Annotated in this window: 24 protein-coding genes and 1 riboswitch; of the genes, 14 read left to right on the forward strand and 10 right to left on the reverse strand. The window is 66.2% G+C overall.

Going from position 1 to position 23,494, the window contains the following annotated elements:
- Position 1: 1 nt before the first annotated feature.
- Together H3H51_RS09710 and H3H51_RS09715 are read right to left on the reverse strand one after the other, a co-directional pair.
- On the reverse strand, positions 2-709 hold the full coding sequence (locus H3H51_RS09710; protein ID WP_183088850.1) for an ABC transporter ATP-binding protein: 708 nt from the start codon (positions 707-709) through the stop codon (positions 2-4).
- Between the two features lie 118 nt (positions 710-827).
- Positions 828-1,406: a DUF2796 domain-containing protein gene (locus H3H51_RS09715; protein WP_183088851.1), complete on the reverse strand. Its 579-nt coding sequence runs from the start codon at positions 1,404-1,406 to the stop codon at positions 828-830.
- A gap of 113 nt (positions 1,407-1,519) precedes the next feature.
- Here H3H51_RS09715 and H3H51_RS09720 point away from each other — a divergent pair, with 113 nt between their 5' ends.
- The gene (locus H3H51_RS09720; RefSeq protein WP_183088852.1) at positions 1,520-1,873 is read left to right on the forward strand and encodes a hypothetical protein; all 354 of its coding nucleotides are present in this window, start codon (positions 1,520-1,522) and stop codon (positions 1,871-1,873) included.
- On the opposite strand, the gene H3H51_RS09725 is transcribed toward H3H51_RS09720, so the two are convergent.
- From H3H51_RS09725 to H3H51_RS09740, 4 genes are all read right to left on the reverse strand, one after another.
- Positions 1,874-2,311: an acyl-CoA thioesterase gene (locus H3H51_RS09725; protein ID WP_183088853.1), complete on the reverse strand. Its 438-nt coding sequence runs from the start codon at positions 2,309-2,311 to the stop codon at positions 1,874-1,876. It abuts the gene before it with no gap.
- Positions 2,312-2,445: 134 nt separating this feature from the next.
- Positions 2,446-3,318 carry a thioredoxin gene (gene trxA / locus H3H51_RS09730; RefSeq protein ID WP_183088854.1) on the reverse strand — a complete coding sequence of 291 codons (873 nt, stop codon included), beginning with the start codon at positions 3,316-3,318 and terminating at the stop codon, positions 2,446-2,448.
- Positions 3,319-3,388: 70 nt separating this feature from the next.
- On the reverse strand, positions 3,389-4,045 hold the full coding sequence (locus H3H51_RS09735) for a class I SAM-dependent methyltransferase (protein WP_183088855.1): 657 nt from the start codon (positions 4,043-4,045) through the stop codon (positions 3,389-3,391).
- Complete coding sequence (locus H3H51_RS09740) at positions 4,042-4,497, reverse strand: YbaY family lipoprotein (RefSeq protein ID WP_183088856.1); 456 nt, start codon at positions 4,495-4,497, stop codon at positions 4,042-4,044. The genes H3H51_RS09735 and H3H51_RS09740 overlap by 4 nt, the downstream gene beginning before the upstream one ends.
- Before the next feature lie 171 nt (positions 4,498-4,668).
- Here H3H51_RS09740 and nrdR point away from each other — a divergent pair, with 171 nt between their 5' ends.
- The 13 genes from nrdR (at position 4,669) to H3H51_RS09805 (ending at position 14,536) form a co-directional block, all read left to right on the forward strand.
- Positions 4,669-5,133: a transcriptional regulator NrdR gene (nrdR, locus tag H3H51_RS09745; RefSeq protein ID WP_160488971.1), complete on the forward strand. Its 465-nt coding sequence runs from the start codon at positions 4,669-4,671 to the stop codon at positions 5,131-5,133.
- Entirely contained in the window at positions 5,130-6,254 is a 1,125-nt protein-coding gene (ribD, locus tag H3H51_RS09750) for a bifunctional diaminohydroxyphosphoribosylaminopyrimidine deaminase/5-amino-6-(5-phosphoribosylamino)uracil reductase RibD (protein WP_183088857.1), read from the forward strand. Before nrdR ends, ribD begins: the two co-directional genes overlap by 4 nt.
- Positions 6,255-6,770: 516 nt before the next feature.
- On the forward strand, positions 6,771-7,433 hold the full coding sequence (locus H3H51_RS09755; protein WP_183088858.1) for a riboflavin synthase: 663 nt from the start codon (positions 6,771-6,773) through the stop codon (positions 7,431-7,433).
- Between the two features lie 12 nt (positions 7,434-7,445).
- Complete coding sequence (ribBA, locus tag H3H51_RS09760; RefSeq protein ID WP_183088859.1) at positions 7,446-8,525, forward strand: bifunctional 3,4-dihydroxy-2-butanone-4-phosphate synthase/GTP cyclohydrolase II; 1,080 nt, start codon at positions 7,446-7,448, stop codon at positions 8,523-8,525.
- A gap of 214 nt (positions 8,526-8,739) precedes the next feature.
- Complete coding sequence (gene ribH, locus H3H51_RS09765; RefSeq protein WP_173203215.1) at positions 8,740-9,216, forward strand: 6,7-dimethyl-8-ribityllumazine synthase; 477 nt, start codon at positions 8,740-8,742, stop codon at positions 9,214-9,216.
- Complete coding sequence (nusB, locus tag H3H51_RS09770; RefSeq protein ID WP_183088860.1) at positions 9,213-9,695, forward strand: transcription antitermination factor NusB; 483 nt, start codon at positions 9,213-9,215, stop codon at positions 9,693-9,695. The genes ribH and nusB overlap by 4 nt, the downstream gene beginning before the upstream one ends.
- 4 nt (positions 9,696-9,699) lie before the next feature.
- On the forward strand, positions 9,700-10,665 hold the full coding sequence (gene thiL / locus H3H51_RS09775) for a thiamine-phosphate kinase (protein ID WP_183088861.1): 966 nt from the start codon (positions 9,700-9,702) through the stop codon (positions 10,663-10,665).
- Positions 10,658-11,143 (forward strand): phosphatidylglycerophosphatase A family protein, encoded by a 486-nt coding sequence (locus H3H51_RS09780; RefSeq protein WP_328803646.1) that lies wholly within the window; start codon positions 10,658-10,660, stop codon positions 11,141-11,143. The genes thiL and H3H51_RS09780 overlap by 8 nt, the downstream gene beginning before the upstream one ends.
- 12 nt (positions 11,144-11,155) lie before the next feature.
- The gene (locus H3H51_RS09785; protein WP_183088862.1) at positions 11,156-11,911 is read left to right on the forward strand and encodes a transporter substrate-binding domain-containing protein; all 756 of its coding nucleotides are present in this window, start codon (positions 11,156-11,158) and stop codon (positions 11,909-11,911) included.
- On the forward strand, positions 11,898-12,548 hold the full coding sequence (locus tag H3H51_RS09790) for a retropepsin-like aspartic protease family protein (RefSeq protein WP_183088863.1): 651 nt from the start codon (positions 11,898-11,900) through the stop codon (positions 12,546-12,548). The genes H3H51_RS09785 and H3H51_RS09790 overlap by 14 nt, the downstream gene beginning before the upstream one ends.
- 163 nt (positions 12,549-12,711) lie before the next feature.
- Positions 12,712-13,323, forward strand: a complete 612-nt coding sequence (gene ribA, locus H3H51_RS09795; RefSeq protein WP_183088864.1) for a GTP cyclohydrolase II — start codon at positions 12,712-12,714, stop codon at positions 13,321-13,323.
- On the forward strand, positions 13,320-13,739 hold the full coding sequence (locus H3H51_RS09800) for an MFS transporter (RefSeq protein ID WP_183088865.1): 420 nt from the start codon (positions 13,320-13,322) through the stop codon (positions 13,737-13,739). The genes ribA and H3H51_RS09800 overlap by 4 nt, the downstream gene beginning before the upstream one ends.
- Positions 13,739-14,536, forward strand: coding sequence for a cobalamin-binding protein (locus tag H3H51_RS09805; protein WP_183088866.1), 798 nt, complete (start codon positions 13,739-13,741; stop codon positions 14,534-14,536). The genes H3H51_RS09800 and H3H51_RS09805 overlap by 1 nt, the downstream gene beginning before the upstream one ends.
- Positions 14,537-14,635: 99 nt before the next feature.
- On the opposite strand, the gene H3H51_RS09810 is transcribed toward H3H51_RS09805, so the two are convergent.
- The 4 genes from H3H51_RS09810 to H3H51_RS09825 all read right to left on the reverse strand — a co-directional run bounded on the left by H3H51_RS09810 (position 14,636) and on the right by H3H51_RS09825 (position 23,262).
- Positions 14,636-16,516 carry a TonB-dependent receptor domain-containing protein gene (locus tag H3H51_RS09810; RefSeq protein WP_183088867.1) on the reverse strand — a complete coding sequence of 627 codons (1,881 nt, stop codon included), beginning with the start codon at positions 16,514-16,516 and terminating at the stop codon, positions 14,636-14,638.
- Between the two features lie 89 nt (positions 16,517-16,605).
- Positions 16,606-16,821, reverse strand: a riboswitch (cobalamin riboswitch).
- Positions 16,822-17,014: 193 nt separating this feature from the next.
- The gene (gene dxs, locus H3H51_RS09815) at positions 17,015-18,916 is read right to left on the reverse strand and encodes a 1-deoxy-D-xylulose-5-phosphate synthase (RefSeq protein ID WP_183088868.1); all 1,902 of its coding nucleotides are present in this window, start codon (positions 18,914-18,916) and stop codon (positions 17,015-17,017) included.
- An 83-nt stretch (positions 18,917-18,999) separates the two neighbouring features.
- Positions 19,000-19,965: an alpha/beta fold hydrolase gene (locus H3H51_RS09820; protein WP_183088869.1), complete on the reverse strand. Its 966-nt coding sequence runs from the start codon at positions 19,963-19,965 to the stop codon at positions 19,000-19,002.
- A gap of 21 nt (positions 19,966-19,986) precedes the next feature.
- A complete protein-coding gene (locus H3H51_RS09825; protein WP_183088870.1) occupies positions 19,987-23,262 on the reverse strand; it encodes an acetyl-CoA carboxylase family protein in 3,276 nt (1,091 codons plus the stop codon).
- Between the last annotated feature and the right edge of the window lie 232 nt (positions 23,263-23,494).

The following is a 23,494-nucleotide window of genomic DNA, read 5'->3' on the forward strand; positions in this document are numbered from 1 at the left end:
GTCAGGCCTCCACGGCGCGGCTGGCGCGGTTGAGTTCGGCCAGCGAGAGGGCGCGGTCGAACAGTGGCGCCAGGCTCTGGTCATGGCTGACGAACAGCAGGCTGGCACCGGCTTCGCGGCATTCGGCGAACAGCAGGCGCAGGAACGCCTCGCGGGCGTCGGCATCCAGGGCCGAGGTTGGTTCGTCGGCGATCACCAGCTCAGGCTGGCCGATCAGGGCGCGAGCGGCGGCGACCCGTTGCTGCTGGCCGATCGACAGCGAGTCGGCGCGGCGCTGCAGCAGGTCCGCCTGCAGTCCCAGGTGTTCGAGCAGCGCAGCAGCGGCTGCATCCACACTGCCGTGGCGCTGGCGGGCACGTTCGGCACGCGTCTTGGAGAAGCGGCAGGGCAGCTCGACGTTCTCGCGCACCGAGAGAAAAGGCAGCAGGTTGAACTGCTGGAAGATGTAGCCGGTGTGATCGACACGGAAGCGGTCGCGGGCGCTGGCAGAGAGTTGCGCCAGGTCGCTGCCGAGCAGCTTCACGCTGCCACGGCCGGGCTTCTGTACCCCGCCGAGCAGGCCCAGCAGGGTGGTCTTGCCGCTGCCACTGGGGCCTTTGAGGAACAGGCTTTCGCCGGCATCCAGAGTAAACGCTGGGATATCCAGCAGCTCAGCCTGGCCGGGCCAGGCGAAGCCGAGGTCGTTGAGTTCGATCAGTGCTTGGGACATGGTCAGGCCGTGTGCAGGCGAAGGTGGCAGCTTACCGTAGGAGCGAGCTCTGCTCGCGAATCAGGCTGTGCGAGAGCTTCGCGAGCAGAGCTCGCTCCTACAAGACTGGGGTCGGCCCTTAGAAACTCAGGCGCGCGTTGCCCTTGTTCAGTTCGGCACCTTGCTGGCCGCTCGGGCCGATCAGCTGTGCGTTGAGTTTTTCGGTGGCCGGGAATTGCTGGAAGAACACCGCCAGGTCGATGGCTGTTAGGTGCTGCGGGGCGTTGCAGTCGAAGCGGTAGTCGGCGTCGACATCGGCGTGTTCATGGCTGTGCTCATGCTCCGCTTCTGTGTGTTCATGGGCCGGTTTGCCGAACAACGGGCTGTGCAGTTCCATTGCGGCGAGGGTGCAGCCGGCGGCAGCGGGCAGGTTGAACAGGCTGGCTGGTTGTTCCAGCTGTGCGCGGGCGGCGGCTACCTTGGCCTTGTCTGCGTCACTGCTGGCGGCGTGTTCGAAGCCGACCAGGTTCATCGCCGGGCTTTCCAGCTGGATCTCCAGGGTCTGGCCATCCAGCGCCACGTTCAGGCTGGCCACGCCGTGTTCGTGGGCACCAAGGCTGCCGTGCTCTTCGTGGGAGTGGTCGTGTTCATGGCTGGCGGCCTGGGCAAAGGACAATGGCAGCAGGGCGATAGACAGGGCGAGCAGGGTACGGCGCATGAATCGAACTCCGGCAAGTAAGTGTTAGGTTATGTTGTAACATTTATTTGTCGCGATTGGCCAGCCCCTGCATGCGTGGCAGCATGGCGGCCTGATGTTCGGGAGTGGGAAAGATGCTGCGTATCAAGGGGCGAGTCGGCGACTGGCCGGTGGATCTGTCGGTGGAGATGGATCAGGAAGACTGGGCGCAACTGGCAGCGTTGTTGCCGCGTGACGTGCTGCCTGTCGATGTGCCTGCTGCACCGCGCACCGAAGCGCCGCCGCGCGCCCAGGACGGCCTGTGGCAAACCGCGCAGGAGTTGTTGCAGCGCGCCGGGGTGATGGAAGGCCCGCAACTGCTTGCCGAACTGGCGGCCCTGGCCGGCGGTGCGGCAGCCGGCAAGCGCTTGCTGGTGCGCTTGCGCCATTGCCCGCAGGTACAAATAGAAAGCGGCGCCGAAGCGCCGCTGTATCGCTGGATCGGCTGATCAGCCGGCCTGGTTGATCAGCACATCCGGGGCGCCGCGCTCGAACTGCGCGCGCAGGTCATCGGGAATGGCTGCCTTGCTGAACGCTTGCGCATCGACCATCACATAGGTGATTTCGCTGCGCGCCACGAGGCGCTGCTCGGCGTGGTGGAGGATGTCCACCTGCAGGCTGTAGGAGGTGGTGCCGAGGCGCAGCGTCTGCACCTGCAGGGCGAGCACATCATCGAAGCGTGCCGGCGAACTCCAGTCGGTCGCCATGCGCACCACCTGGCTGTCCAGGCCTCGGTCCAGCAGGCTCTGATAGCTGCCGAACAGCGTCCGGTAGAACTCAGTGACGGCTACGTCGATATAGTCGCCATAGCGCGCGTTGAACACCACCTGCTGGGCATCGCACTCGCCGTAGCGCACGCGCAGCAGCAGGGTGAAGGGCTGGGTCATATCAAAGCCTTTACGATCTTCTGAATTAGAGCCAGACAAGGCAAAAACGGCCGAGGGCGCGGAGTTTACAGTTGTAAATGAGCAGCCCGAGGCCGTTTTTAACGCAGTATGGCCGACAGTCAGGAGATCGTTTCTCAGTAGATCGCCTGGTACAGCTTGCGGCGGTACAGCGTCACCAGCGGGTGATCGTTGCCGAGCAGGTCGAACACCTGCAGCAGGGTCTTGTGGGCTATGCCTTCGGCGTAGCTGCGGTTGCGCACGAACAGCTTGAGCAGGCCGTCCAGCGCCGCCTCGTACTGCTGGCGCGCCAGTTGTTGGATGGCCAGCTGGTAGGTGGCTTCGTCATCGTTGCCGTCTTGCGCCAGGCGGCTTTTCAGCTCGGCGCTGTCCGGCAGGTCGGCGGCCTGACGCAGGAAGGTCAGCTGCGCCTTGGCGCCGGCCAGGGCCTGCTTGTGTTCGTCGCTCTTCACCGCATTGAGCACGGTTTCCGCTTCACCCAGCTCGCCGCGTTCGGCCAGGCAGCGGGCGTAGAGGATCAGCGCTGCGGCGTTCGCGTTGTTCTCGGTCAGCACCTGCTGCAACAGTGCTTCGGCCTCGCCAAAATGGCCCTCGGCGAACAGCGCCTGCGCCGCTTCCATCGGGTCGGCTACCAGCGGGGCGGGTTCGGCGACATGCGGCTTGAGCATCTCGCGAATCGCCGACTCCGGCTGCGCACCGGCGAAGCCGTCCACCGGCTGGCCGTCCTTGAACAGCACCACGGTGGGTAGGCTGCGGATGCCGAAGCGCTGGACGATGTCCTGTTCGGCGTCGCAGTCGACCTTGGCCAGCAGCAGTTCGCCGCGATACTCCTCGGCAACCTTGGCCAGCAGCGGCATCAGCGCTTTGCACGGCGCACACCATTCGGCCCAGAAGTCCACCAGCACCGGTTTGTGGAAGGAGTTCTCGATCACCAGCTGTTCGAAGCTAGCGGCGCCGGAAACGTCGAAGATGTAAGGGGTATCGCTCATGATCGATCTCGGAAAGGCGAAAGGCTGGAACTATAGATGCGGGCGCACTGGCCTGGATACAAGGCCGGCGCTAGTCGCGCCGAGCGTGGTACAGGCTGACATGGCGAAACTCCGCCGGTTCGGCCAGGTCCGGCCAGGTACAGGCTTCGAGCATGCCCAGGCGCTGGTACAGCGGATGCTGGAAGTCCTTGACCCGTGAATCGGCGACCAGCGCCTCGCGGCCGCGGCTGAGGAAGTGGTCGAGCAGTGGCAGGTTGGCGCGGTCGTAGAGCACATCGGCAACGATGATCAGGTCGAAGCGATCGGCCTCGGCGAAGAAGTCCAGCGAGTAGCTCAGCTCTACGCCGTTCAGCTCGGCATTGGCCCGGCAGGACGCGATGGCCAGCGGGTCGAGGTCGCAGGCCACCACTTCCAGGGCGCCGGCCTTGGCGGCGGCAATGGCGGCCACGCCGGAGCCCGCGCCGAAATCCAGCACGCGTTTGCCGCGCACCCACTCGGGCTGCTCTGCCAGCCAGCGCGCCAGCACCAGGCCGCTGGCCCAGCAGAAGCTCCAGTAGGGCGGCTCTTCGAGGATCAGGCGGGTCTCTTCCGGGCTGAAGCAGCGGTCCATGTTTGCCGCATCGATCAGCCACAGCTTGAGGTCGGTGCCGGGCAGGGTTTCCGCCACCAGACGCGCATCGCCCAGCAGCTCTTGCAAGGCGTCCTGCAGGATGGCCGGAGCCATCATGGCGCGCTGACCAAGCGCAGTGCGCCGAGCTCCTGGGTCTGCGCCTGCTGGATGCGTTGTGCCGGCAGGTGCTGGATCAGGCGACCGGACAGGCTGACCCGCGCGCGCAGCTCGACGCGGGCCCCCGCAGGAAAGTATTCCGGGTTGAAGGGCAGGCGAAACGCCAGGTCCTGCCCAGTGCCTGCCAGCTTGAGGCTGGCCAGCAGTTGCTGTGGACGGTCGCGCTCGTCGACCACCAGCAGCGCCATCTCCACTTCGCTGCCTTGGGGTGGCGTGCTCAGGCTGCCGCGCAGCTCGCGCATATGGCTGGGCAGCGGCGCTTCGATTTCGGCTGCGGGCTTGGCCGCCGGAGCCGGTTTGGGCGCGGCGGGTGCCACGGGTTTGGCGGGCTCGCTGGCGCAGGCGGCCAGCAGCAGAAAGGCGGAAGTCAGCAGCAGGGGGCGTATCGACATGATGGACTCGACGCGATAGGGGCGAAGGACAGGCGGTGTATAGCTAGAGTAGCGCGCGGTGGCGCGTATCCGGCCTGTATGCAGGGCGCCTGTATACCGCAAAGCCCCTGGCTTGTCTTGCCGGGGGGATGCGCTACCATGAGCCACCGTTTTATAGGGCCGTTTCCCGCCATGCATTGCCCCTTCTGCGCTGCCAACGACACCAAGGTCATCGACTCGCGCCTGGTCGCCGAAGGCGAGCAGGTCCGCCGCCGCCGCGAATGCCTGGCCTGCGGTGAGCGTTTCACCACCTTCGAAACCGCCGAGCTGGTGATGCCGCGCCTGATCAAGCAGGACGGCAGCCGCCAGCCCTTCGACGAAGACAAGCTGCGCGCCGGCATGCAGCGTGCGCTGGAGAAGCGCCCGGTCAGCGTCGAGCGCCTGGAAGAGGCAATCGCCCATATCAAGCAGAAGCTGCGCGCCACTGGCGAGCGCGAGATCAAGTCGCTGGTGCTCGGTGAGCTGGTGATGACCGAGCTGCAGAAGCTCGATGAGGTCGCCTATATCCGCTTCGCCTCGGTGTACCGGCGCTTTCAGGACCTCAACGAATTCCGCGAGGAAATCGATCGCCTGGCGCGCGAGCCAGCGAAACCATGAGTGCAGTGCCGCCCGATCAGCAGTTCATGGCCCGTGCGCTGGAGCTGGCGCGCAAGGGGTTGTACTCCACCCATCCCAATCCCCGTGTCGGTTGCGTCATCGTGCGGGGCGGTCGTATCGTTGGCGAAGGCTGGCACGCTCGCGCCGGTGAGCCGCATGCCGAAGTGCATGCCCTGCGCCAGGCCGGCGCCCAGGCGCAAGGCGCCACCGCCTATGTCACCCTCGAACCCTGCAGCCACCATGGGCGCACACCGCCCTGCGCCGATGCGCTGGTCGCCGCCGGCGTGGCGCGGGTGGTCGCGGCCATGCAGGACCCCAACCCGGAAGTCTCCGGCAAGGGCCTGCTGCGCCTGATGCACGCCGGTATCGCGGTGCAGAGTGGCGTGCTTGAGGCCGAGGCGCGCGCGCTCAACGCCGGCTTCATCAAACGCATGGAGCACGGCCTGCCGTTCGTGCGGGTCAAGTTGGCCATGAGCCTGGACGGGCGCACGGCCATGGCCAGTGGCGAGAGTCAGTGGATCACCGGCCCGGAAGCGCGCTCTGCGGTACAGCGCCTGCGCGCGCGGGCCAGCGCCATCCTCACCGGCGCCGATACCGTACTTACCGACCAGGCGCGCCTGACCGTGCGCCCGGACGAGCTGGGCCTGAACGCCGAGATGACTGCCCTGGCAGTAACGCGCCCGCCGCTGCGCGTGCTGATCGACGGGCGCCTGCGTGTGCCACTGTCCGCGCCCTTCTACCAGACCGGCGCAGCGCTGGTTGCCACCTGCGCCGCCGCGGCAGCGCGTGACCGTTTCCTCGAGGACGGCCACGAGCTGCTCGCGGTGCCGGGCAGCAATGGCCATGTCGACCTGCGCAAGCTGCTCATGGAACTGGCCGGGCGTGGTGCCAACGAAGTGCTGGTCGAGGCCGGGCCGCGTCTGGCCGGCGCATTTGCCCGCGCCGGGCTGGTCGACGAGTACCAGCTGTTCGTCGCCCCCAAGTTTCTCGGTTCCAGTGCGCGGCCGTTGCTCGACTGGCCGCTGGCACGCATGGCCGAGGCGCAGGAGCTGGAGATCCGCGAGATCCGTGCGGTCGGTGCCGACTGGCGGATCATCGCGCTACCCAAGCGCCCCGCGTAGAAGCGCGTCGCGCTTTTGTGGTAAAAAGCAGGCCGCAGCCCTCCAAGGCTGCAACGTTCTCAGGGCGGGGTGTAATTCCCCACCGGCGGTAATGGCACCAAGAACCTGTTTTAGATCTGCTGCGCGTCGGCCATACGGCGTTGAAATTGAGCTCGGGCTGCTCATTTACAGCTCGTAAACTCCGCGCCCTCGCTCAATTTCGCCTTGTCTGGCGCTAGCTCGCGAGATCTAAAGTCAGCTTCTGCCTAGCCCGCGAGCGCTTGCTTCCCTCCCTCCTTTGCGCGGGGCAGCAAGGTCAGCAGACCCGGTGTGATTCCGGGGCCGACGGTTAAAGTCCGGATAAAGAGAGAGCGGGATTCCCTTCCGGGGCGCCGTGCGTCTGCGCCCGCGAAAATCCCTATCGATCCCATCGCCCTGTTTGTTTTCCGAACAGGAGTGCGTAGTGATGTCTTATGCTTTTCGTTCTGCCCGCCAGCCTGTGTGCAGCGGCGCTGAGCTGCCAGTAGGGGAGGTCTGATGTTTACCGGAATCATCGAAGCGATCGGCACCATCCGTGCGTTGAGCCCCAAGGGCGGCGACGTACGCGTGTATGTCGAGACCGGCAAGCTTGATCTGGCGGATGTGAAGCTGGGTGACAGCATCGCGGTGAACGGCATCTGCCTGACCGCCGTGGAGTTGCCTGGCAACGGCTTCTGGGCCGACGTCAGCCGCGAAACCCTGGCGCGCAGCGCCTTCATCGACTTGAAAGCGGGCAGCCGGGTCAACCTGGAAAAGGCCCTGACGCCGACCACCCGCCTCGGCGGCCATCTGGTCAGCGGCCATGTCGACGGCGTCGGTGAGGTGGTTTCCCGCGAGGAGAACGCCCGCGCCATCCAGTTCCGCATCCGCGCCCCGCGTGAGTTGGCCAAGTACATCGCGCTCAAGGGCTCGATCACCGTCGACGGCACCAGCCTGACGGTGAACGCGGTGAATGGCGCCGAATTCGAGTTGACCATCGTGCCGCACACCCTGGTCGAGACCATCATGGCTGACTACCGCCCGGGGCGGCAGGTCAACCTCGAGGTCGACCTGCTGGCGCGTTACCTGGAGCGCCTGCTGCTCGGCGACAAGGCTGCCGAACCGGCCGCTTCCGGCATCAGCGAAAGTTTTCTGGCCGAACACGGCTACCTGAACAAGTAAGGAATAGCCCTCATGGCTCTGAATACCGCAGAAGAACTGATCGAAGACATTCGCGCTGGCAAGATGGTCATCCTCATGGATGACGAGGATCGCGAGAACGAGGGCGACATCATCATCGCTTCCGAATGCGTCACCGCCGAGCACATCAACTTCATGGCCCGCTTCGCCCGTGGCCTGATCTGCATGCCGATGACCCGCGAACGCTGTGAGCTGCTCAAGCTGCCACTGATGGCGCCGCGCAACGGTTCCGGCTTCGGCACCAAGTTCACCGTTTCCATCGAGGCCGCCGAAGGCGTCACCACCGGTATCTCCGCCGCCGACCGCGCGCGTACCGTGCTGGCCGCCGTGGCGCGCAATGCCGTAGCCGACGATATCGTCAGCCCCGGCCATATCTTCCCGCTGATGGCCCAGCCCGGTGGCGTGCTGGCCCGTGCCGGCCACACCGAGGCGGCCTGCGACCTGGCGCGCATGGGTGGTTTCGAGCCGAGCGGGGTGATCTGCGAGATCATGAACGACGACGGCACCATGGCCCGTCGCCCGGAGCTGGAAGTGTTCGCTGCCGAGCACGGCCTGAAGATCGGCACCATCGCCGACCTGATCCACTATCGCCTGATCCACGAGCGCACCGTCGAGCGCATTGCCGAGCAGGCGCTGGATAGCGAACTGGGGCAATTCACCCTGGTCACCTACCGCGACTCGGTGGAAGACACCGCGCACATGGCCCTGACCCTGGGCAAGGTGTGCGCCGAAGAACCGACCCTGGTGCGTGTGCACAACATGGACCCGCTGCGCGACCTGTTCATGGTCAACCAGCCGGGGCGCTGGAGCCTGCGTGCGGCCATGAGCGAAGTGGCCAAGGCCGGCAGCGGCGTGGTGCTGCTGCTGGGCAACCCGCTCAGCGGTCCGGAGCTGCTGGCCCACCTCGGCCGCCAGCAGGCGCCGAGCCCGGCTACCTACAGCACCGTGGGGGCTGGTTCGCAGATCCTGCGTGACCTCGGCGTGCGCAAGATGCGCCTGATGAGCTCGCCGATGAAGTTCAACGCGATATCCGGTTTCGACCTGGAAGTAGTAGAATACCTGCCCGCTGAATGAACCGATAAAACGAGAGCTACTACGCTTGGCTATGCTGCGTTGAAAGCAGGCTCGGACTGCTCATTTACACTCAGTAAACTCCGCGTCCTCGCCTGCGTTCGCCTTGCCTATCCGGCGCTCGCTACGCTCTCGTTTCACCGGTGTGACGTTCGCGATTAACTACCTACGGGCCGCCAGCAGGCGTCCCGGCTCTTTATACAGACTGAGACTCGCCATGACCCTGAAGACCATCGAAGGTACCTTCATCGCCCCCAAAGGCCGCTACGCCCTGGTGGTCGGCCGCTTCAACAGCTTCGTCGTCGAAAGCCTGGTCAGTGGCGCAGTTGACGCCCTGGTTCGCCACGGTGTGAGCGAAAGCGACATCACCATCATCCGCGCCCCAGGTGCTTTCGAAATCCCGCTGGTCACCCAGAAAGTCGCCCAGCGTGGCGAATACGCGGCCATCATCGCCCTCGGCGCCGTGATCCGTGGCGGTACCCCGCACTTCGAATACGTCGCTGGCGAGTGCACCAAGGGCCTGGCCCAGGTGTCCATGGAATACGGCGTGCCGGTGTCCTTCGGCGTGCTGACCGTTGATTCCATCGAGCAAGCCATCGAGCGTTCCGGCACCAAGGCCGGTAACAAGGGCGCTGAAGCTGCCCTGTCCGCTCTGGAAATGGTCAGTCTGCTGGCGCAGCTGGAGGCCAAGTGAGCCTTAACCACGACGACAGCCAGGACGCGCAACCCAAGGCCAAGGGCAAGATTGCCACGCGCCGAGTTGCCCGCAGCCTGGGCATGCAGGCCCTGTATCAGTGGCACATGGCCGGTCAATCGCTGAACGAGATCGAAGCGCAGTTTCGCGTCGATAACGACTTCAGCGGCGTCGATGGCGGCTACTTCCACGAGATCCTCGTGGGCGTGGCCACCCAGAAGACCGAGATCGACGAGGCCATCACGCCTTGCCTGGATCGTCCGCTGGACGAGCTGGACCCGGTCGAGCTGGCCATCCTGCGCCTGTCCACCTGGGAGCTACGCAGCCGGGTCGACGTGCCTTATCGCGTGGTGATCAACGAAGGTATCGAGCTGGCCAAGGTGTTCGGCGCCACCGACGGACACAAGTTCGTCAACGGCGTGCTGGACAAGCTGGCACCGACTCTGCGCGCGGCCGAAGTCAGCGCCCACAAGCGCTGAGGCCTTGGGCGAGTTCGAGCTTATCCGCCGCTTCTTCGCCGCTGCGCCCTGCGCGCAGCCGGCCGAAGGAGTCGCCCTGGGTATCGGCGACGACTGTGCCCTGCTGCAACTGCCACCCGGCGAGCAACTGGCGGTGTCCACTGACACCCTGGTCGTTGGTGTGCACTTTCCCCATTCCCCCGATCCTTTCCTGCTCGGCCAGCGTGCGCTGGCGGTGGCGGCCAGTGACCTGGCAGCCATGGGCGCTGCTCCTCTGGGCTTTACCCTGGCGATGACTGTGGAACAGGCCGACGCTGCCTGGCTGCAGGCGTTCGCCCAGGGTTTGTCGCAGATGGCGCAGGACTGTGGGCTGGCACTGGTCGGCGGGGATACCACCCGTGGCCCGCTGAGCCTGACTCTGACCGTATTCGGCCGCGTGCCGGCCGGCCAGGCGCTGACCCGCAGCGGTGCGCAGGCGGGCGATCTGCTGTGTGTCGGCGGCGAACTGGGCGATGCGGCCGGCGCATTGCCGCTGGTGCTCGGTCAGCGCGAGAGCAGCGGGCCGGCGGCGCAGCAGTTGCTGCAGCGTTACTGGGCACCGCAGCCGCAGTTGGCCCTCGGCCAATGGCTGCGGGGCCGTGCGACTGCGGCGCTGGATATTTCCGATGGTCTGCTGGCCGACTGCGGACACATCGCCGCGGCGTCGGGGCTGGCGCTGCAGATCGAGGCGCAGCGCGTGCCGTTATCACCGGCATTGCAGGAAATTGCCGGTGTCGCGGCCCGTGATTGTGCGCTGGCCGGTGGCGATGACTACCGACTGGCGTTTACTCTGCCGGCTGAACATTTGCCCGCCCTGCGTGCCCAATGGCCTGCCTGCGCGGTGATTGGCCAGGTGCTGGCCGGCTCGGGCGTACAGTTGCTGGACGCGGCGGGCTGTCTTGTCGACCCGCCACGCGCGGGCTATCAACATTTTGGGAGTGCGGGTGACTGAATCGGTAAAGGTGCCACCGCGGGTGTGGCGCAATCCCTGGCATTTCCTCGCCTTCGGCTTCGGCTCCGGGCTGATGCCCAAGGCGCCGGGTACCTGGGGCTCGCTGGTGGCCATCCCCTTCATTCCGCTGTGGCAGATGCTGCCGGACTGGGGCTACTGGCTGATGCTCGGCGTGACCATGCTGTTCGGCTTCTGGCTGTGCGGGCGGGTCGCCGAGGACATGCGCGTGCACGACCACGAAGGCATCGTCTGGGACGAGATGGTCGGCATGTGGATCACCCTGTGGCTGGTGCCCGAAGGGTGGCAGTGGCTGCTGCTAGGCTTTCTGGTGTTCCGCCTGTTCGACATCCTCAAGCCCTGGCCGATCAGCTGGATCGATCGGCATGTGCATGGCGGCGTCGGGATCATGCTCGACGATGTGCTGGCCGGGGTGTTTGCCTGGCTGGCGATGCAATTGCTGGTCTGGGGCTTCGCCTGATCGGGGGTAAGCATGCGTGCTTGGCTGTTGACTCTGCTGCTGTGCCTCGGCGTGCCAAGCGTGCATGCCGCAGACCCGTTGCCGGCGCAAATCGAGATCGTCAGCGAGTACTGGGCCGGGCACACCAATCACGATGGCAGCGGCCTGGCCTGGGACATCATGCGGCTGGTGTTCGAGCCGGCCGGAGTGAAGATGGTTTTCCACTCGGTGCCCTACACCCGCTCCATCGGCCTGGTGCAGCGCAGCGAGGCGGATGCCTGGCTGGGTTCGTACCGCGATGAAATCAGCCAGGGTGTGTTCTACCCGCAGTGGAACTACGACGCCGACCGCATCACCGCGCTGAGCCTGAGCAGCAAGCCGGTGCCGACGCTGGAAAACCTGGGCCAGTTCCGCCTGGCCTGGATGCGCGGCTACGACTACCAGGCCTACCTGCCAGGGATCAGCCATTTTCAGGAGATCGAGCGGCGCAGCGGTATCCTCGGCATGCTCGAGCATGACCATGCCGACTTCTATATCGACGCGGATAGCGAGATCGAGGAGGTGCTCAACAGCAGTTCCACGGCCGCGCTTTATCGCACGACCCAGCTGACCCGCCTGGCGCTGTATCCCGGATTTGCCGACAACGCCCGTGGCCGTGCCCTGGCCGCGTTGTTCGACCAGCGCATGGCCGAGCTGGTGCATAGCGGTGCCTTGCGTTCGCTGTTCCAGCACTGGCAGCAGCCTTACCCCTTCGACCCGGACATGGAGAGATCCAATGCGTCGCCTTGAACTCCTCGCAGCGAGTGTGCTGCTGATGTGCAGCCCGCTGGTGCAGGCCGAAACCCAGGTGCAGGTGGTGGGCCTGTTCCCCAATGCGGCGGTGTTGCTGGTGGACGGCCAGCGCAAGCTGGTCAAGGCCGGGCAGACCGGGCCAGGCGGTGTAAAGGTGCTGAGTGCCAGCAGCAAGGGTGCGGTACTGCAGGTGGATGGCGTGCAGCGTACCTACGAGATCTCGCGCGAGTACAACCAGGCCGGTATGGCGGTGCCGCAGAAAACCCAGGCCAGCATCACCAAGGGGGTGGGTGGGCATTTCTGGGTGGCGGGTTCGATCGAAGGCCATCCGGTGCAGTTCCTGGTCGACACCGGGGCTACCTCGGTGGCGATGAACGAAGGCCAGGCGCGGCGCCTGGGCATCGATTACCGCGTGGTCGGCACGCCGATGGTGGCCGGTACTGCGGGTGGCAATGTGCGCGGCTGGCGCATCCGCCTGGACAGCGTCAAGGTCGCCGGACTGGAAGTGCTGGGCGTCGAGGCCGCTGTGCTGGAAGGTGACTCGCCGACCGAGGTGCTGTTGGGCATGAGTTTCCTCAGTCGCGTGCGCTGGCGCGAGGACAATGGCGTGCTGCTGCTGGAATCGAAGATCTGAGAGCCGGTCCACGATCCCCGACTCGCGAGATCGTGAGCAGGCGCCTGCCTCGATTGATCCATCGAATAGCCTGATCCTTATGCCGCACAATTCGCGCTGACCGGGCGGCGGGTGCTGCTGGTACAATGCCGGCCTTTCTGCCGACCATTATCAGGAGCATCCGGTGTCCGTCGTCTTCGTCGCCGCCTCCAAGCTGCCCACGCCTTTTGCGACCTTCACCATGCATGGCTTCCTCGATGAAGCCAGCGGCAAGGAGCATGTGGCTCTGACCCTCGGTGATTTCAGCGATGGCCTGCCCGTGCTGGGTCGCCTGCATTCCGAATGCCTGACCGGCGATGCCCTGTTCAGCCAGCGCTGCGATTGCGGTGCCCAGCTCGAAGCCGCCCTGCGCGCGATTGCCGAGGAAGGCCGTGGCGTACTGCTGTACCTGCGCCAGGAAGGCCGTGGCATCGGCCTGCTCAACAAGATTCGCGCCTACGAGCTGCAGGATGCCGGCGCCGATACGGTGGAAGCCAACGAGCGCCTGGGTTTTGCCGCCGACCAGCGTGATTACTCGATCTGCCAGCCGATGCTCGATCACCTGGGCATTAGCGCGATCAAGCTGATGACCAACAACCCACGCAAGGTCAAGGCGCTGGAAGGTTTCGGCGTGCGCGTGGCCGAGCGCCATCCGCTGGAAATCCGCCTCAACGTGCACAACCGCAAGTACCTGACGACCAAGGCCGGCAAGCTCGGCCACATGCTCGGCTTGCAGCACCAGGAAGAAGCCGAGTGACGCGCACCGAAGTGCGTCGCCGGCTCGCCCTCGAGTGGTGGCGTTGGCTCGGCTTCGCCCTGGCGCCGCTGTTTCTCACCAATCTGCTGTTCGGCAGCCAGGCGCCGGTGCTGCAAGTGCTGGAGCTGCCGCTGTTCGTCGCCGGCATGGCTTCGCTGTTCGTCACCTTGCCGCTGTTTTCCGCCTACAAACGCGCACTGATCGCCACCGAACAGGCGCTGGACACTGCTGCAGAGCCGGCCGCCTGGATCGAGCTGGCACGTCGGCGGCGTCTGGCATTCGCCGCTGCCGCCTTGCCGGCCTGGGTCGGCGTGCCGGCGTTGTTCACCGGGCTGCACGCCGTGGCCCTGGTGCTGCTGGCGTTGAGCAGCCTGATGCTGTTCTGCCTGTATCGCATTCCTCGCCAGCTCGGTTGATGCGCCTGCTACTCGCGGCCTGCCTGGTCGCGCTGAGCCTGCCGTCACTGGCAGCGCAGCGGGTGGTCAGCCTGGCGCCTTCGATGACCGAAATCATGCTCGAACTCGGCGCTGGCGAGCAGCTGGTCGGCGTGCTCGATGGCGGTGAGCGGCCGGCGGCGCTGGTCGGCGTGCCTTCGGTGGGGCGCTATGGCCAGCTGGAACTGGAAACCCTGCTCAGCCTGAAACCCGATCTGATCCTGCTGTGGCCGGACAGCGTGCCGGAGAACCAGCGCGAGCAGCTGCGCCGCTTCGGCATCGCCCTGTATGTGGGCGAACCCCATGACCTGCAGCAACTGGCCGGGCAATTCGCCGAGGTCGGCGCACGCGTCGGTCATGAACGCCAGGGGCGTGAGCTGGCTGAGCGCTTTCGCGCCGGCCTGCAGCGCTTGCAGCAAACTTATCGACGCGAGCCGGCGCTGCCAGTGTTCTATCAGGTCTGGCATCAGCCGCTGTACACCGTGGGTGGCGGGCAGATCATCAGTGATGCCTTGCGCCTGTGCGGTGCCGAAAACCTGTTCGCCGACCTGACTCTACCGGCGCCGCAGGTCAGCACCGAGGCAGTGCTGCAGCGTGATCCGGCGGTGATCCTCGGCGGCAGTGCGGCCGAGCTGGACGCCTGGAAGGCCTGGCCGCAGCTGCAGGCGACCCGTCGCCAGCAGCTCTGGGTGGTGCCGGACAAGGGGCTGGAGCGGCCCAGCTTCCAGATGCTGGCCGCCACCGAGAAACTCTGCGAGTTGCTGGCCAGGGCGCGCTAGGCCTGGATGATTGGCCGCGTCGGTGGCGCCATGCCACGGCCACCGAGCAGATAGACAAAAGGCCCCAAGCGGGGCCTTTTGCGTTTCATCGGAGGGCGCTTACAGGGCGGGCGTCCAGGTGAAGCCGACCAGCGCGGTGCGGCCTTCCTGCTGGTAGCCGTACTGCTGGCCTTCGTGCTCGTACAGGGCGCGCTGGTAGTCCTTGTCCAGCACGTTATCCAGCTTCAGTTCCAGCTTCAGCTCGGGCGTGGTCTGCCAGCTGCTGCGCAGGGCCAGCAGGCCATAGCCGGCCAGTTCGTCCTGGTTGTCCGGGTCGTCGTAGCTGCGGCTCAGGGCCTGCCAGCTGGCGCCGACGGCGACGCTGCCGAAGCTGCGATCCAGGTCCAGGCTCAGGGTGCGGCGAGCGCGGCGATTGAGGGTATGGCCGCTGTCACGGTCGCGCGGGTCGACGAAGGCTACGCCCAGCTGCCCCTGCCAGCCGAACAGCTCCTGCTGCAATGCGGCTTCGAAACCGTTGATCCGCGCCTGGGCGATGTTCTGCGGGATGAAGTTCTGGTCGCTGGCAATGGCGTCTTCGATGTCGGTGCGGTAGACCGAGGCTTCCAGGCGGGTTTTCTCGGCCAGCTGGCTGCGCCATTGCAGCTCATAGCTCTTGGAGTGCTCGGGCTTGAGGTCCGGGTTGCTGTAGTCCGGGTAGTAGAGGTCGTTAAAGGTCGGCGCGCGGAAGCCTTCGCTGTAGGACAGGATCAGGTCGTTGCTGGCATTCAGCGGCAGGGTCAGCGCGCCGCTCCAGGTGTTCTCGCTGCCGAACTGCTCGTTCTTGTCGTGGCGCAGGCCCAGCTCGGTGGAGAAGTGCTCGGCCTGGTAGCGATGCTGGACGAAGGCGGCCTGGTTCCAGCGCTGCTGTTCGCTGAAGGCGGTATTGCTGTTGAGCTGGTCTTCGTACCACTCGCCACCGAGCAGCAGGCTGTGCTGGTCGTTGAGGCTCAGGGTGTTCAGCCAGTTGACCGAGTCACGGTAGGTATTGAACAGGCCGCGCTCGTCGCTGAGCTTGTCCAGGCTCTCTTCGCGGTTCTCGCTGTGGCCGACTTCCAGGCGGCTGTTCCACGCCTCGCTGACCTGTGCGTCGAGGTAGCTGGAGACGCTGCTGACGGTGAAGTCGCTGTATGGGTCCTGCTCGACCGATTCGAAGGTGGTCATGTCGAAGCGGCCGAACGGGTTGTCGTACTCGGTGCGCCCGCGCTGGTCGAGCACGTTGATCCCGGCCTCTATGTTGTCGCTGAAGCTGTGGCTGAGGCTCAGGCTGAAGGCTTTGTTGCGGTAGGCGTCGTGATCCTGGTCGGCGGGGTAGGACGGGCCGCTGCGGTCGATGCCGTTGGTTTCGTCGAGGCTGCCGCCGAGGCTGAAGCGTGTCTGCTCGTCGCCCCCGGAAACCCCGGCGCTGCGCTGCCAGCTGCCACGGCTGCCGTAGCCCATGCGCACGTAAGGCTTGAGCCCTTCGCCGGCGCTGCGGCGGGTGAAAATCTGCACCACGCCGCCGATGGCGTCTGCACCGTAGACCGCCGAACGTGGCCCGCGCAGCACTTCGATACGTTCGATCTGCTCGATGTTCAGGTGCTGCAGGTTGCTGTCGCCGGAGCTGGCCGAGCCGATGCGCATGCCGTCGACCAGTACCAGGCTCTGTGCGGCCTTGGTGCCGCGGATGTACAGGCTGGTCAGGCTGCCCTGGCCACCGCTCTGCACGGTCTGCACGCCAGGAACGCGGTTGAGCAGGTCAGTCACGGAGCTCGGTTGCAGGCGCTCGATATCGGCGCGGGTGAACACCGTGCTGGCCGAGGTGCTGGCGCTGCGCTGCTGCACCTCGCGGTTGGCGCTGATCAGGGTTTCCGACAGCTTCAGCGCATCATCCTGGCTGGATGCGGCGTAAACCGGGGCGCAAGGCAGCAGGGCCACGGCAAGGGAAAGGCGGGACAACTTCATCGATAAATCCTCAAAGGTCGGCAGACTTTTGAGAAGGGCAGGACAAGCCCTGGCCGTAGCCAGCGCTTGACGGTGATGCCCTCCGCAACACCAGTCGATCCGCCAAGGCCGGTCTCCGGGCTCTCGACTCGCGCTGATCCGCCTTCCCGGATGAATCCAGTGGCTTATGGTCAGCGTGCAGGTGGCAACCTGCCGTCGATTACCGTTGCGGGGGCAGCGCCGGGATGGCTCCAGGGTGGAGCGCACCGGCTTCCCGTTTAACGCCGTGCTGAGAGCAGCGGCGCACCGTGGCGGAAATGAAAAACGCCGCGCACCTTAGTGCGCGGCTGTATGAAAAACAAGCGGGTTCGACTCGTGGCGACATGAGCGCCGCTCACGTCAGTCGCCACCTCGGCTGTAGGAGCCAGCTTGCTGGCGATCAGCGGGCCCGCGGATGCGTCGGTGCGGGCGGATGGTCTGCGATAGCCAGCAAGCTGGCTCCTACAGGAGGCGCTGGGCTTAGGCGGGCAGTTGAGCCAGGCGGGCGCGTACGGCCGCTTCGATGCCGGCCTGGTCCAGGCCGCATTCGGCGAGCATCTGTGCCGGCTTGGCGTGCTCGACGTAGCTGTCTGGCAGGCCCAGGTGCAGTACGGGCTTGAGCAGGCCTTGTTGCGCCAGGTATTCGCTCACTGCGCTGCCGGCGCCACCCATGATGGCGTTTTCCTCGAGGGTCACCAGCAGTTCATGGCTGGCCGCTAGTTCGCGCACCAAGGCTTCGTCCAGGGGTTTGACGAAGCGCATGTCGACCACCGTGGCGTCCAGGGTTTCGCCAACCTTGAGCGCTTCGGCCAGCTGCACGCCGAACGCCAGCAGGGCGACTCGATTGCCGCGCCGACGCACCAGGCCCTTGCCGATTTCCAGGGTTTCCAGTGCCGGCTCGATCGGTGTGTTCGGGCCGCTGCCGCGTGGGTAGCGCACCGCCGCCGGGCCGTTGAAGTGGTAACCGGTGGTGAGTGCCAGGCGCAGTTCGTTCTCGTCGCTCGGGGTCATCACCAGCATGCCGGGGATGCAGCGCAGGTAGGAGATGTCGAAGCTGCCAGCGTGGGTCGGGCCGTCTTCGCCGACCAGGCCGGCGCGGTCGATGGCGAACAGCACGTCGAGGTGCTGCACGGCCACGTCATGAATCAGTTGATCGTAGGCGCGCTGGAGGAAGGTCGAGTAGATCGCCACCACCGGCTTGGCGCCATCGCAGGCCATGCCGGCGGCCAGGGTCACCGCATGCTGCTCGGCGATGGCCACGTCGAAATAGCGCTCGGGAAAGCGCTCGCTGAAAGCCACCAGGTCGGAGCCTTCCTTCATCGCCGGAGTGATGCCGACCAGGCGTGGGTCTTCGGCGGCCATGTCGCACAGCCACTGGCCGAACACGGCGGAGTATTTGGGGCCGGAAGCTTTCTTCGGCTCCTCGCTGGCGGTCGTCTTGATCGGTTCCAGCTTGGTGATCGCGTGGTAGCCGATCGGGTCGACCTCGGCCGGGGCGAAGCCCTTGCCCTTCTTGGTTACCACATGGAGGAACTGCGGGCCTTCCAGGTCGCGCATGTTGCGCAGGGTGGCGACCAGGGTCGGCAGGTCGTGGCCGTCGATGGGGCCGACGTAGTTCCAGCCCAGCTCCTCGAACAGGGTGCCGGGGACCAGCATGCCCTTGGCGTGTTCTTCGACCTTGCGCGCGATCTCCCAGGCGCCGGGCAGGCGCGAGAGGATCTTCTTGCTGCCTTCGCGCATGCTCGAATAGGTGCGGCTGGAGATGATCTTGGCCAGGTAGTTGGACAGGCCGCCGACGTTCTTGGAGATCGACATGTCGTTGTCGTTGAGCACCACCAGCATGTTGGCTTTCACGTCGGACGCATGGTTCAGCGCCTCGAAAGCCATGCCGGCGGTCAGCGCGCCGTCACCGATTACCGCCACGCTCTTGCGCTTGCTGCCCTGCAGGCGGGCCGCGATGGCCATGCCCAGGGCGGCGCTGATGCTGGTGCTGGAGTGGCCGACGCCGAAGGTGTCGTACTCGCTCTCGCTGCGGCGCGGGAAGGCGGCCAGGCCGTCTTTCTGGCGCAGCGTGCCCATGCGCTCGCGGCGCCCGGTGAGGATCTTGTGCGGGTAGGCCTGGTGGCCGACGTCCCATACCAGGCGGTCGTCCGGGGTGTCGAAGATGTAGTGCAGGGCGATGGTCAGCTCGATCACGCCGAGGCCGGCGCCGAAGTGCCCGCCGGTCTGCCCCACGCTGTACAGCAGGGTCTGGCGCAGCTCGTCGGCGAGGGTTTCCAGCTCGCTTTCAGCCAGGCGGCGCAGGCCCACCGGCGTTTCTGCACGGTCGAGCAGGGGCGTGGCGGGGCGCTCGCGGGGGATCTCGTGGAAAGTCGTGGGCATCAGGCAGATCGTTATAGGTATACAAAAGATGCGGCAGTTTACCTGATGCGCGCGGCGCTGCCCAAACTGCCGTCTAGCCCCGCTTAGCCAGGCGTTTTTGTGCCCGGGTAATGCCGGTCGAGGAAGTCCGCCAGCAGCGCGTTGACCCGCGCCGGCTGCTCACTCTGCAGCCAGTGGCCGCAGTTGCCCAGGCGATGTTGCTCCAGGCGTGGCACCAGCTCGGCCATGCGCTTGAGGGTGTAGGCCTCGAGGCGCGCGACCGGGTCCTGTTCGCCGACCAGGAACAGCGTTGGCTGCTCGATCTGGCGGCCGGCCAGGCTTTCGGTGTCCTGCCAGTTGCGGGCGAAGTTGCGGTACCAGTTTAGCGGCCCGCGAAAGCCGTTGGCCAGGGTACGGCGGTAGATGGCGAACTCCGCTTCGTCGCACCAGGCTGGCAGTGCCGGATCAGCATCGAGTTCGTCGAGCATGCGCGAATCGGCGGGCTTCTCGCGCAGCAGGGCGTCGCCCAGGTCGCTGAGCAGCAGGCGCAGGCTGCGTTCGATGTTGGCATCCAGCTCGGCCTCGGCCACGCCCGGTTCCTGGAAGTAGAGGATGTAGTTGAAACGCCCGGCATTGGCCTCGCGCATAATGTCGATGGCCGGGCGCTTGGGCCGCCCGCCGAACGGCACCGACATGGCGCCGAGCACCCTGACCCGCTGCGGTTCGAGCAGAGCCAGGTGCCAGGCCACCGGCGCGCCCCAGTCATGGCCGATCACGCAGACGTGGTCATGGCCAAGGTGATCCATGGCCGCCTGGATGTCCGCACACAGCGTCAGCAGGGCGTAGGCCTCGGGTTCGGCCGGGGCGCTGCTCTGGCCATAGCCGCGCATTTCCGGGATCAGCACGCGGTAGCCGGCGCGGGCCAGGGCCTGCGCCTGCTGGTGCCAGGAGTACCAGCACTCGGGAAATCCATGCAGCAGCCACACTGGGCGCCCGTCTGCGGGGCCGGTGCTGTACAGGCTGAGCTGGATGCCGTTGACGGCCAGCAGGTGGTGCTCGAAATCGTGCATGGGGTGCATTCCTGTGCCGGGTTACCAGGTGTCGACGAAAGGACGTTTCTTGCCGGAGCGCGCGGCCGGGCGTGGTGCGCTGTTCAGCCCGCGCAGCAGCCAGGCGCGGGTTTCCAGCGGGTCGATCACCGCGTCGATCTCCAGGTAGCTGGCCATGTTCAGGCCCTTGCCGTTCTGGTAGGCCTTGGCCACCAGTTTGTCGAACAGTTTCTGCCGTGTGGCGTCGTCTGGCTGGGCTTCCAGTTCCTTGGAGAAGCCCAGGCGCACCGCACCTTCCAGCCCCATGGCACCGAACTCGCCGCTGGGCCAGGCGATGGTGAACAGTGGCGAGTGGAAACTGCCGGCGGCCATGGCCTGGGCGCCGAGGCCGTAGCCCTTGCGCAGCACCACGGTGAAGAACGGCACGCTGAGGCTGGCGGCGGCGACGAACATGCGCGACACATGGCGCACCGTTGCCTGTTTCTCCGCCTCCGGGCCGACCATGAAGCCGGGGGTGTCGCACAGCGAGACCATGGGGATATCGAAGGCGTCGCACAGCTGCATGAAGCGCGCGGCCTTGTCGCCGGCCAGCGCATCGATGGCGCCGCCCAGGTGGCCCGGGTTGTTGGCGATCAGGCCGAAGGGCTTGCCTTCGAGGCGGATGAAGGCGGTGATCAGCCCCGGCGCGAACTGGCGGCGTAGTTCCAGCACGCTGCCGGTATCGGCCAGGGTGGCGATGACCTGGCGAATGTCGTAGACGCGCAGGCGGTTTTCCGGGATCAGGTGGCGCAGTTCGCGCTGGTCGGCGCAGCGCCAGTCAGCGCGCTCGCCCTGGAAGTAGGACAGGTATTGCTTGGCGGCGTGCACCGCTTCCTCTTCGTTCTCCACCAGTACGTCGATCACCCCGTTCGGCCCTTGCACGCTGGTCGGGCCGACCTGTTCAGGGGTGAAGCGGCCCAGGCCGCCACCTTCGATCATCGCCGGGCCGGCCATGCCGACGGTGGCGTCCTTGGCGGCGATGATCACGTCGCAGCAGCCAAGTAGGGCAGCGTTACCGGCGAAGCAGCGCCCGGAAACGATCCCGACGGTCGGGGCCAGGCCGGACAGCTTGGCCAGGCCGATGAAGGTGTGGCAGTCCAGCCCGGCCACGCCGACGAAGTCGGTATCGCCCGGCCGGCCGCCGCCGCCCTCAGCGAACAGCACCAGAGGCAGGCGCTGCTGTTCAGCCAGGCCGAGCATGCGGTCGGTCTTCTTGTGGTTGATCACGCCCTGGGTGCCGGCGAACACCGTGTAGTCGTAGGCGATGGCCATGCAGCGCCCGGCGTGGCTGCCGAACTCCTCGGCATTGACCGTACCGATACCGGCGACCAGGCCATCGGCCGGGCTCAGTTCCATCAGCTCCTCGCGTGAGCGGCGGCGGCGCTGGGCGGCCAGGGCCATGGCGCCGTATTCGATGAAGCTGCCTTCATCCAGCAGGTCGGCGAGGTTCTCGCGGGTGGTGCGCTGGCCGGTTTTGCGGCGCTTGGCCACGGCCGTCGGGCGTCGCGCATCGGTGAGGCGTTCATGACGTTCCAGCACTTCGGCCAGATCAGCGCGGATGTGCGCCAGGTCGAGGTTCTGTTCGTCCTGCAGACCACTGCCGTCGACCTCGGCAGGCTCGATGAACAGCAGCGCCTGGCCTTCGCCCAGGGCGTCGCCGGGTTGCGCGGCGAGCACGCGGACGATGCCGCTGTGGCTGGCCTTGACCACGAACTCCATCTTCATCGCTTCCAGTACGGCGATGGCCTGGCCGGCGGCCACGGCATCACCTTCGGCCACGTCCAGGCTGACCAGCACGCCGGTGCTCGGCGTGTTAAGCGCCAGGGTGCCGGGCGGTGCATCGACGCTGCGTTGCGCCGGGCCTGCCAGCGCGGCGCTGGCAGCGAAGTAGTGGTGCGGGTGGGCCTCGCCACGTGCGCCGAGCAGCTCGCCCAGGTGGCTTTCGACGAAGCGGGTGTTGACTCGGTTGGCCTGGACTTCTTCGCGTTGCAGCAGGTTCTGCAGCAGGTGCAGGTTGCTCGCCACGCCTTCCAGGCGGAACTCGCAGAGGGCGCGGTAGACCCGACGCAGGGCGGCAGGGTAGTCCGCGCCATGGGCGATCAGCTTGGCCAGCAGCGAGTCGTAGCTGGGGCTCACCGGGTAGCCGGCATAGCCGTAGCCATCCACGCGCAAGCCAGGGCCGCTGGGTGGCTGGTAGGCGCTGAGGGTGCCGACGGCGGGGCGGGTGCTGCCGTCGGCGTGCAGGGTTTCCAGGTTGATCCGCAGTTGCACGGCGTAACCGTTGAGTGCCGGTGGCTGCAGCAGGCCGAGTTCGGCCAGGGACTGGCCGGCGACCAGCTTGAGCTGGGTGTGCAGCAGGTCGACGCCGGTCACCTGTTCGGTGACGGTGTGCTCGACCTGCACCCGCGGGTTGGCCTCCATGAAGTAGAAGCGCCCTGGCTGCTGCTCGTCGAGCAGGAACTCGAAGGTGCCGATGCCCTGGTATTTCACCTCGCCGGCCAGTTGCAGGGCGGCGGCGATGATCGCTTCACGCACGCCGGCGTCCAGGCCGGGGCTGGGGGCGATCTCGATGAGTTTCTGGTTGCGCCGCTGCAGGCTGCAGTCGCGCTCCCACAGGTGGCTGACCGCGCCCGAACCATCGCCGAGCACCTGCACTTCGATATGCCGCGCCTGGCTGACCAACTGCTCGACATACAGCGCGCCGTTGCCGAAGGCGGCCTGGGCTTCCGACTGGCAGCGCGCATAGGCTTCGGCCAGTTCGCTGTCGGCCAGCACTGCACGCATGCCACGGCCGCCACCACCGGCCAGGGCCTTGAGCATCACCGCTCCGTGTTCGGCGAGGAAGGCGCCGGCCTGCTCCAGGCTCACCGCATGGTTGATACCGCTGACCAGCGGCACCCCGCAGCGCTCGGCCAGGGCGCGGGCGGCGGCCTTGTCGCCGAACAGTTCGAGTACCTGCGGCGCCGGGCCGATAAAGCGGATATTCGCCGTGGCACAACGGCGGGCGAACTCGGCGTTCTCGGCGAGGAAGCCGTATCCGGGGTGAATGGCCTCGCAGCCCTGTTCGTGGGCAATGGCGATCAACTGGTCCATGTCCAGGTAGGCCGGCACGCCGCGGCCCTTGAGGGGCACGGCGTGGTTGGCCTGGCGGCAATGCAGGCTGGCGCTGTCGTCTTCGGCGAATACCGCGACTGAGCGGATACCCAGGTCGTCGCACGCGCGGGCGATACGAATGGCGATCTCGCCGCGGTTGGCGATCAGCAGGGCGGAAAACGGCATGGTGGCTCCAGGCGGAAAAAACTAATGTCCCAGCTTAGGCGCTTGCGCCGGCGCGCAGAACGGTTGCCCAGTGCGCCGAATATCGCCACCTGCTGCGTGGTTATCGAGCGGCCGAGCAATTGGCCGATTCGGCGCTGGCGAGTGGGCGCCCGGGCTGGTTCAATCCCCGGCCCGAGAACAAGAAAAACAGGCTGCGAGATGTTCGAACTGCTGCACGAAATGAGCTGGGCAA

It is taken from the genome of Aquipseudomonas ullengensis, assembly GCF_014174475.1.
In the GTDB taxonomy this organism is placed as follows: Bacteria; Pseudomonadota; Gammaproteobacteria; order Pseudomonadales; family Pseudomonadaceae; genus Aquipseudomonas; species Aquipseudomonas ullengensis.

Bases quoted from the DNA above. Each gene is read 5' to 3' on its own strand.
- H3H51_RS09755 (WP_183088858.1), top strand. From the start codon at position 6,771: ATGTTTACCGGAATCATCGAAGCGATCGGCACCATCCGTGCGTTGAGC.
- ribH (WP_173203215.1), top strand. From the start codon at position 8,740: ATGACCCTGAAGACCATCGAAGGTACCTTCATCGCCCCCAAAGGCCGC.
- H3H51_RS09825 (WP_183088870.1), bottom strand. From the start codon at position 23,262: ATGCCGTTTTCCGCCCTGCTGATCGCCAACCGCGGCGAGATCGCCATT.
- H3H51_RS09790 (WP_183088863.1), top strand. From the start codon at position 11,898: ATGCGTCGCCTTGAACTCCTCGCAGCGAGTGTGCTGCTGATGTGCAGC.
- H3H51_RS09810 (WP_183088867.1), bottom strand. From the start codon at position 16,516: ATGAAGTTGTCCCGCCTTTCCCTTGCCGTGGCCCTGCTGCCTTGCGCC.
- H3H51_RS09735 (WP_183088855.1), bottom strand. From the start codon at position 4,045: ATGATGGCTCCGGCCATCCTGCAGGACGCCTTGCAAGAGCTGCTGGGC.
- ribD (WP_183088857.1), top strand. From the start codon at position 5,130: ATGAGTGCAGTGCCGCCCGATCAGCAGTTCATGGCCCGTGCGCTGGAG.
- H3H51_RS09740 (WP_183088856.1), bottom strand. From the start codon at position 4,497: ATGTCGATACGCCCCCTGCTGCTGACTTCCGCCTTTCTGCTGCTGGCC.
- H3H51_RS09725 (WP_183088853.1), bottom strand. From the start codon at position 2,311: ATGACCCAGCCCTTCACCCTGCTGCTGCGCGTGCGCTACGGCGAGTGC.
- H3H51_RS09720 (WP_183088852.1), top strand. From the start codon at position 1,520: ATGCTGCGTATCAAGGGGCGAGTCGGCGACTGGCCGGTGGATCTGTCG.
- H3H51_RS09715 (WP_183088851.1), bottom strand. From the start codon at position 1,406: ATGCGCCGTACCCTGCTCGCCCTGTCTATCGCCCTGCTGCCATTGTCC.
- dxs (WP_183088868.1), bottom strand. From the start codon at position 18,916: ATGCCCACGACTTTCCACGAGATCCCCCGCGAGCGCCCCGCCACGCCC.
- H3H51_RS09785 (WP_183088862.1), top strand. From the start codon at position 11,156: ATGCGTGCTTGGCTGTTGACTCTGCTGCTGTGCCTCGGCGTGCCAAGC.
- H3H51_RS09805 (WP_183088866.1), top strand. From the start codon at position 13,739: ATGCGCCTGCTACTCGCGGCCTGCCTGGTCGCGCTGAGCCTGCCGTCA.
- ribBA (WP_183088859.1), top strand. From the start codon at position 7,446: ATGGCTCTGAATACCGCAGAAGAACTGATCGAAGACATTCGCGCTGGC.
- nrdR (WP_160488971.1), top strand. From the start codon at position 4,669: ATGCATTGCCCCTTCTGCGCTGCCAACGACACCAAGGTCATCGACTCG.
- trxA (WP_183088854.1), bottom strand. From the start codon at position 3,318: ATGAGCGATACCCCTTACATCTTCGACGTTTCCGGCGCCGCTAGCTTC.
- H3H51_RS09820 (WP_183088869.1), bottom strand. From the start codon at position 19,965: ATGCACGATTTCGAGCACCACCTGCTGGCCGTCAACGGCATCCAGCTC.
- H3H51_RS09710 (WP_183088850.1), bottom strand. From the start codon at position 709: ATGTCCCAAGCACTGATCGAACTCAACGACCTCGGCTTCGCCTGGCCC.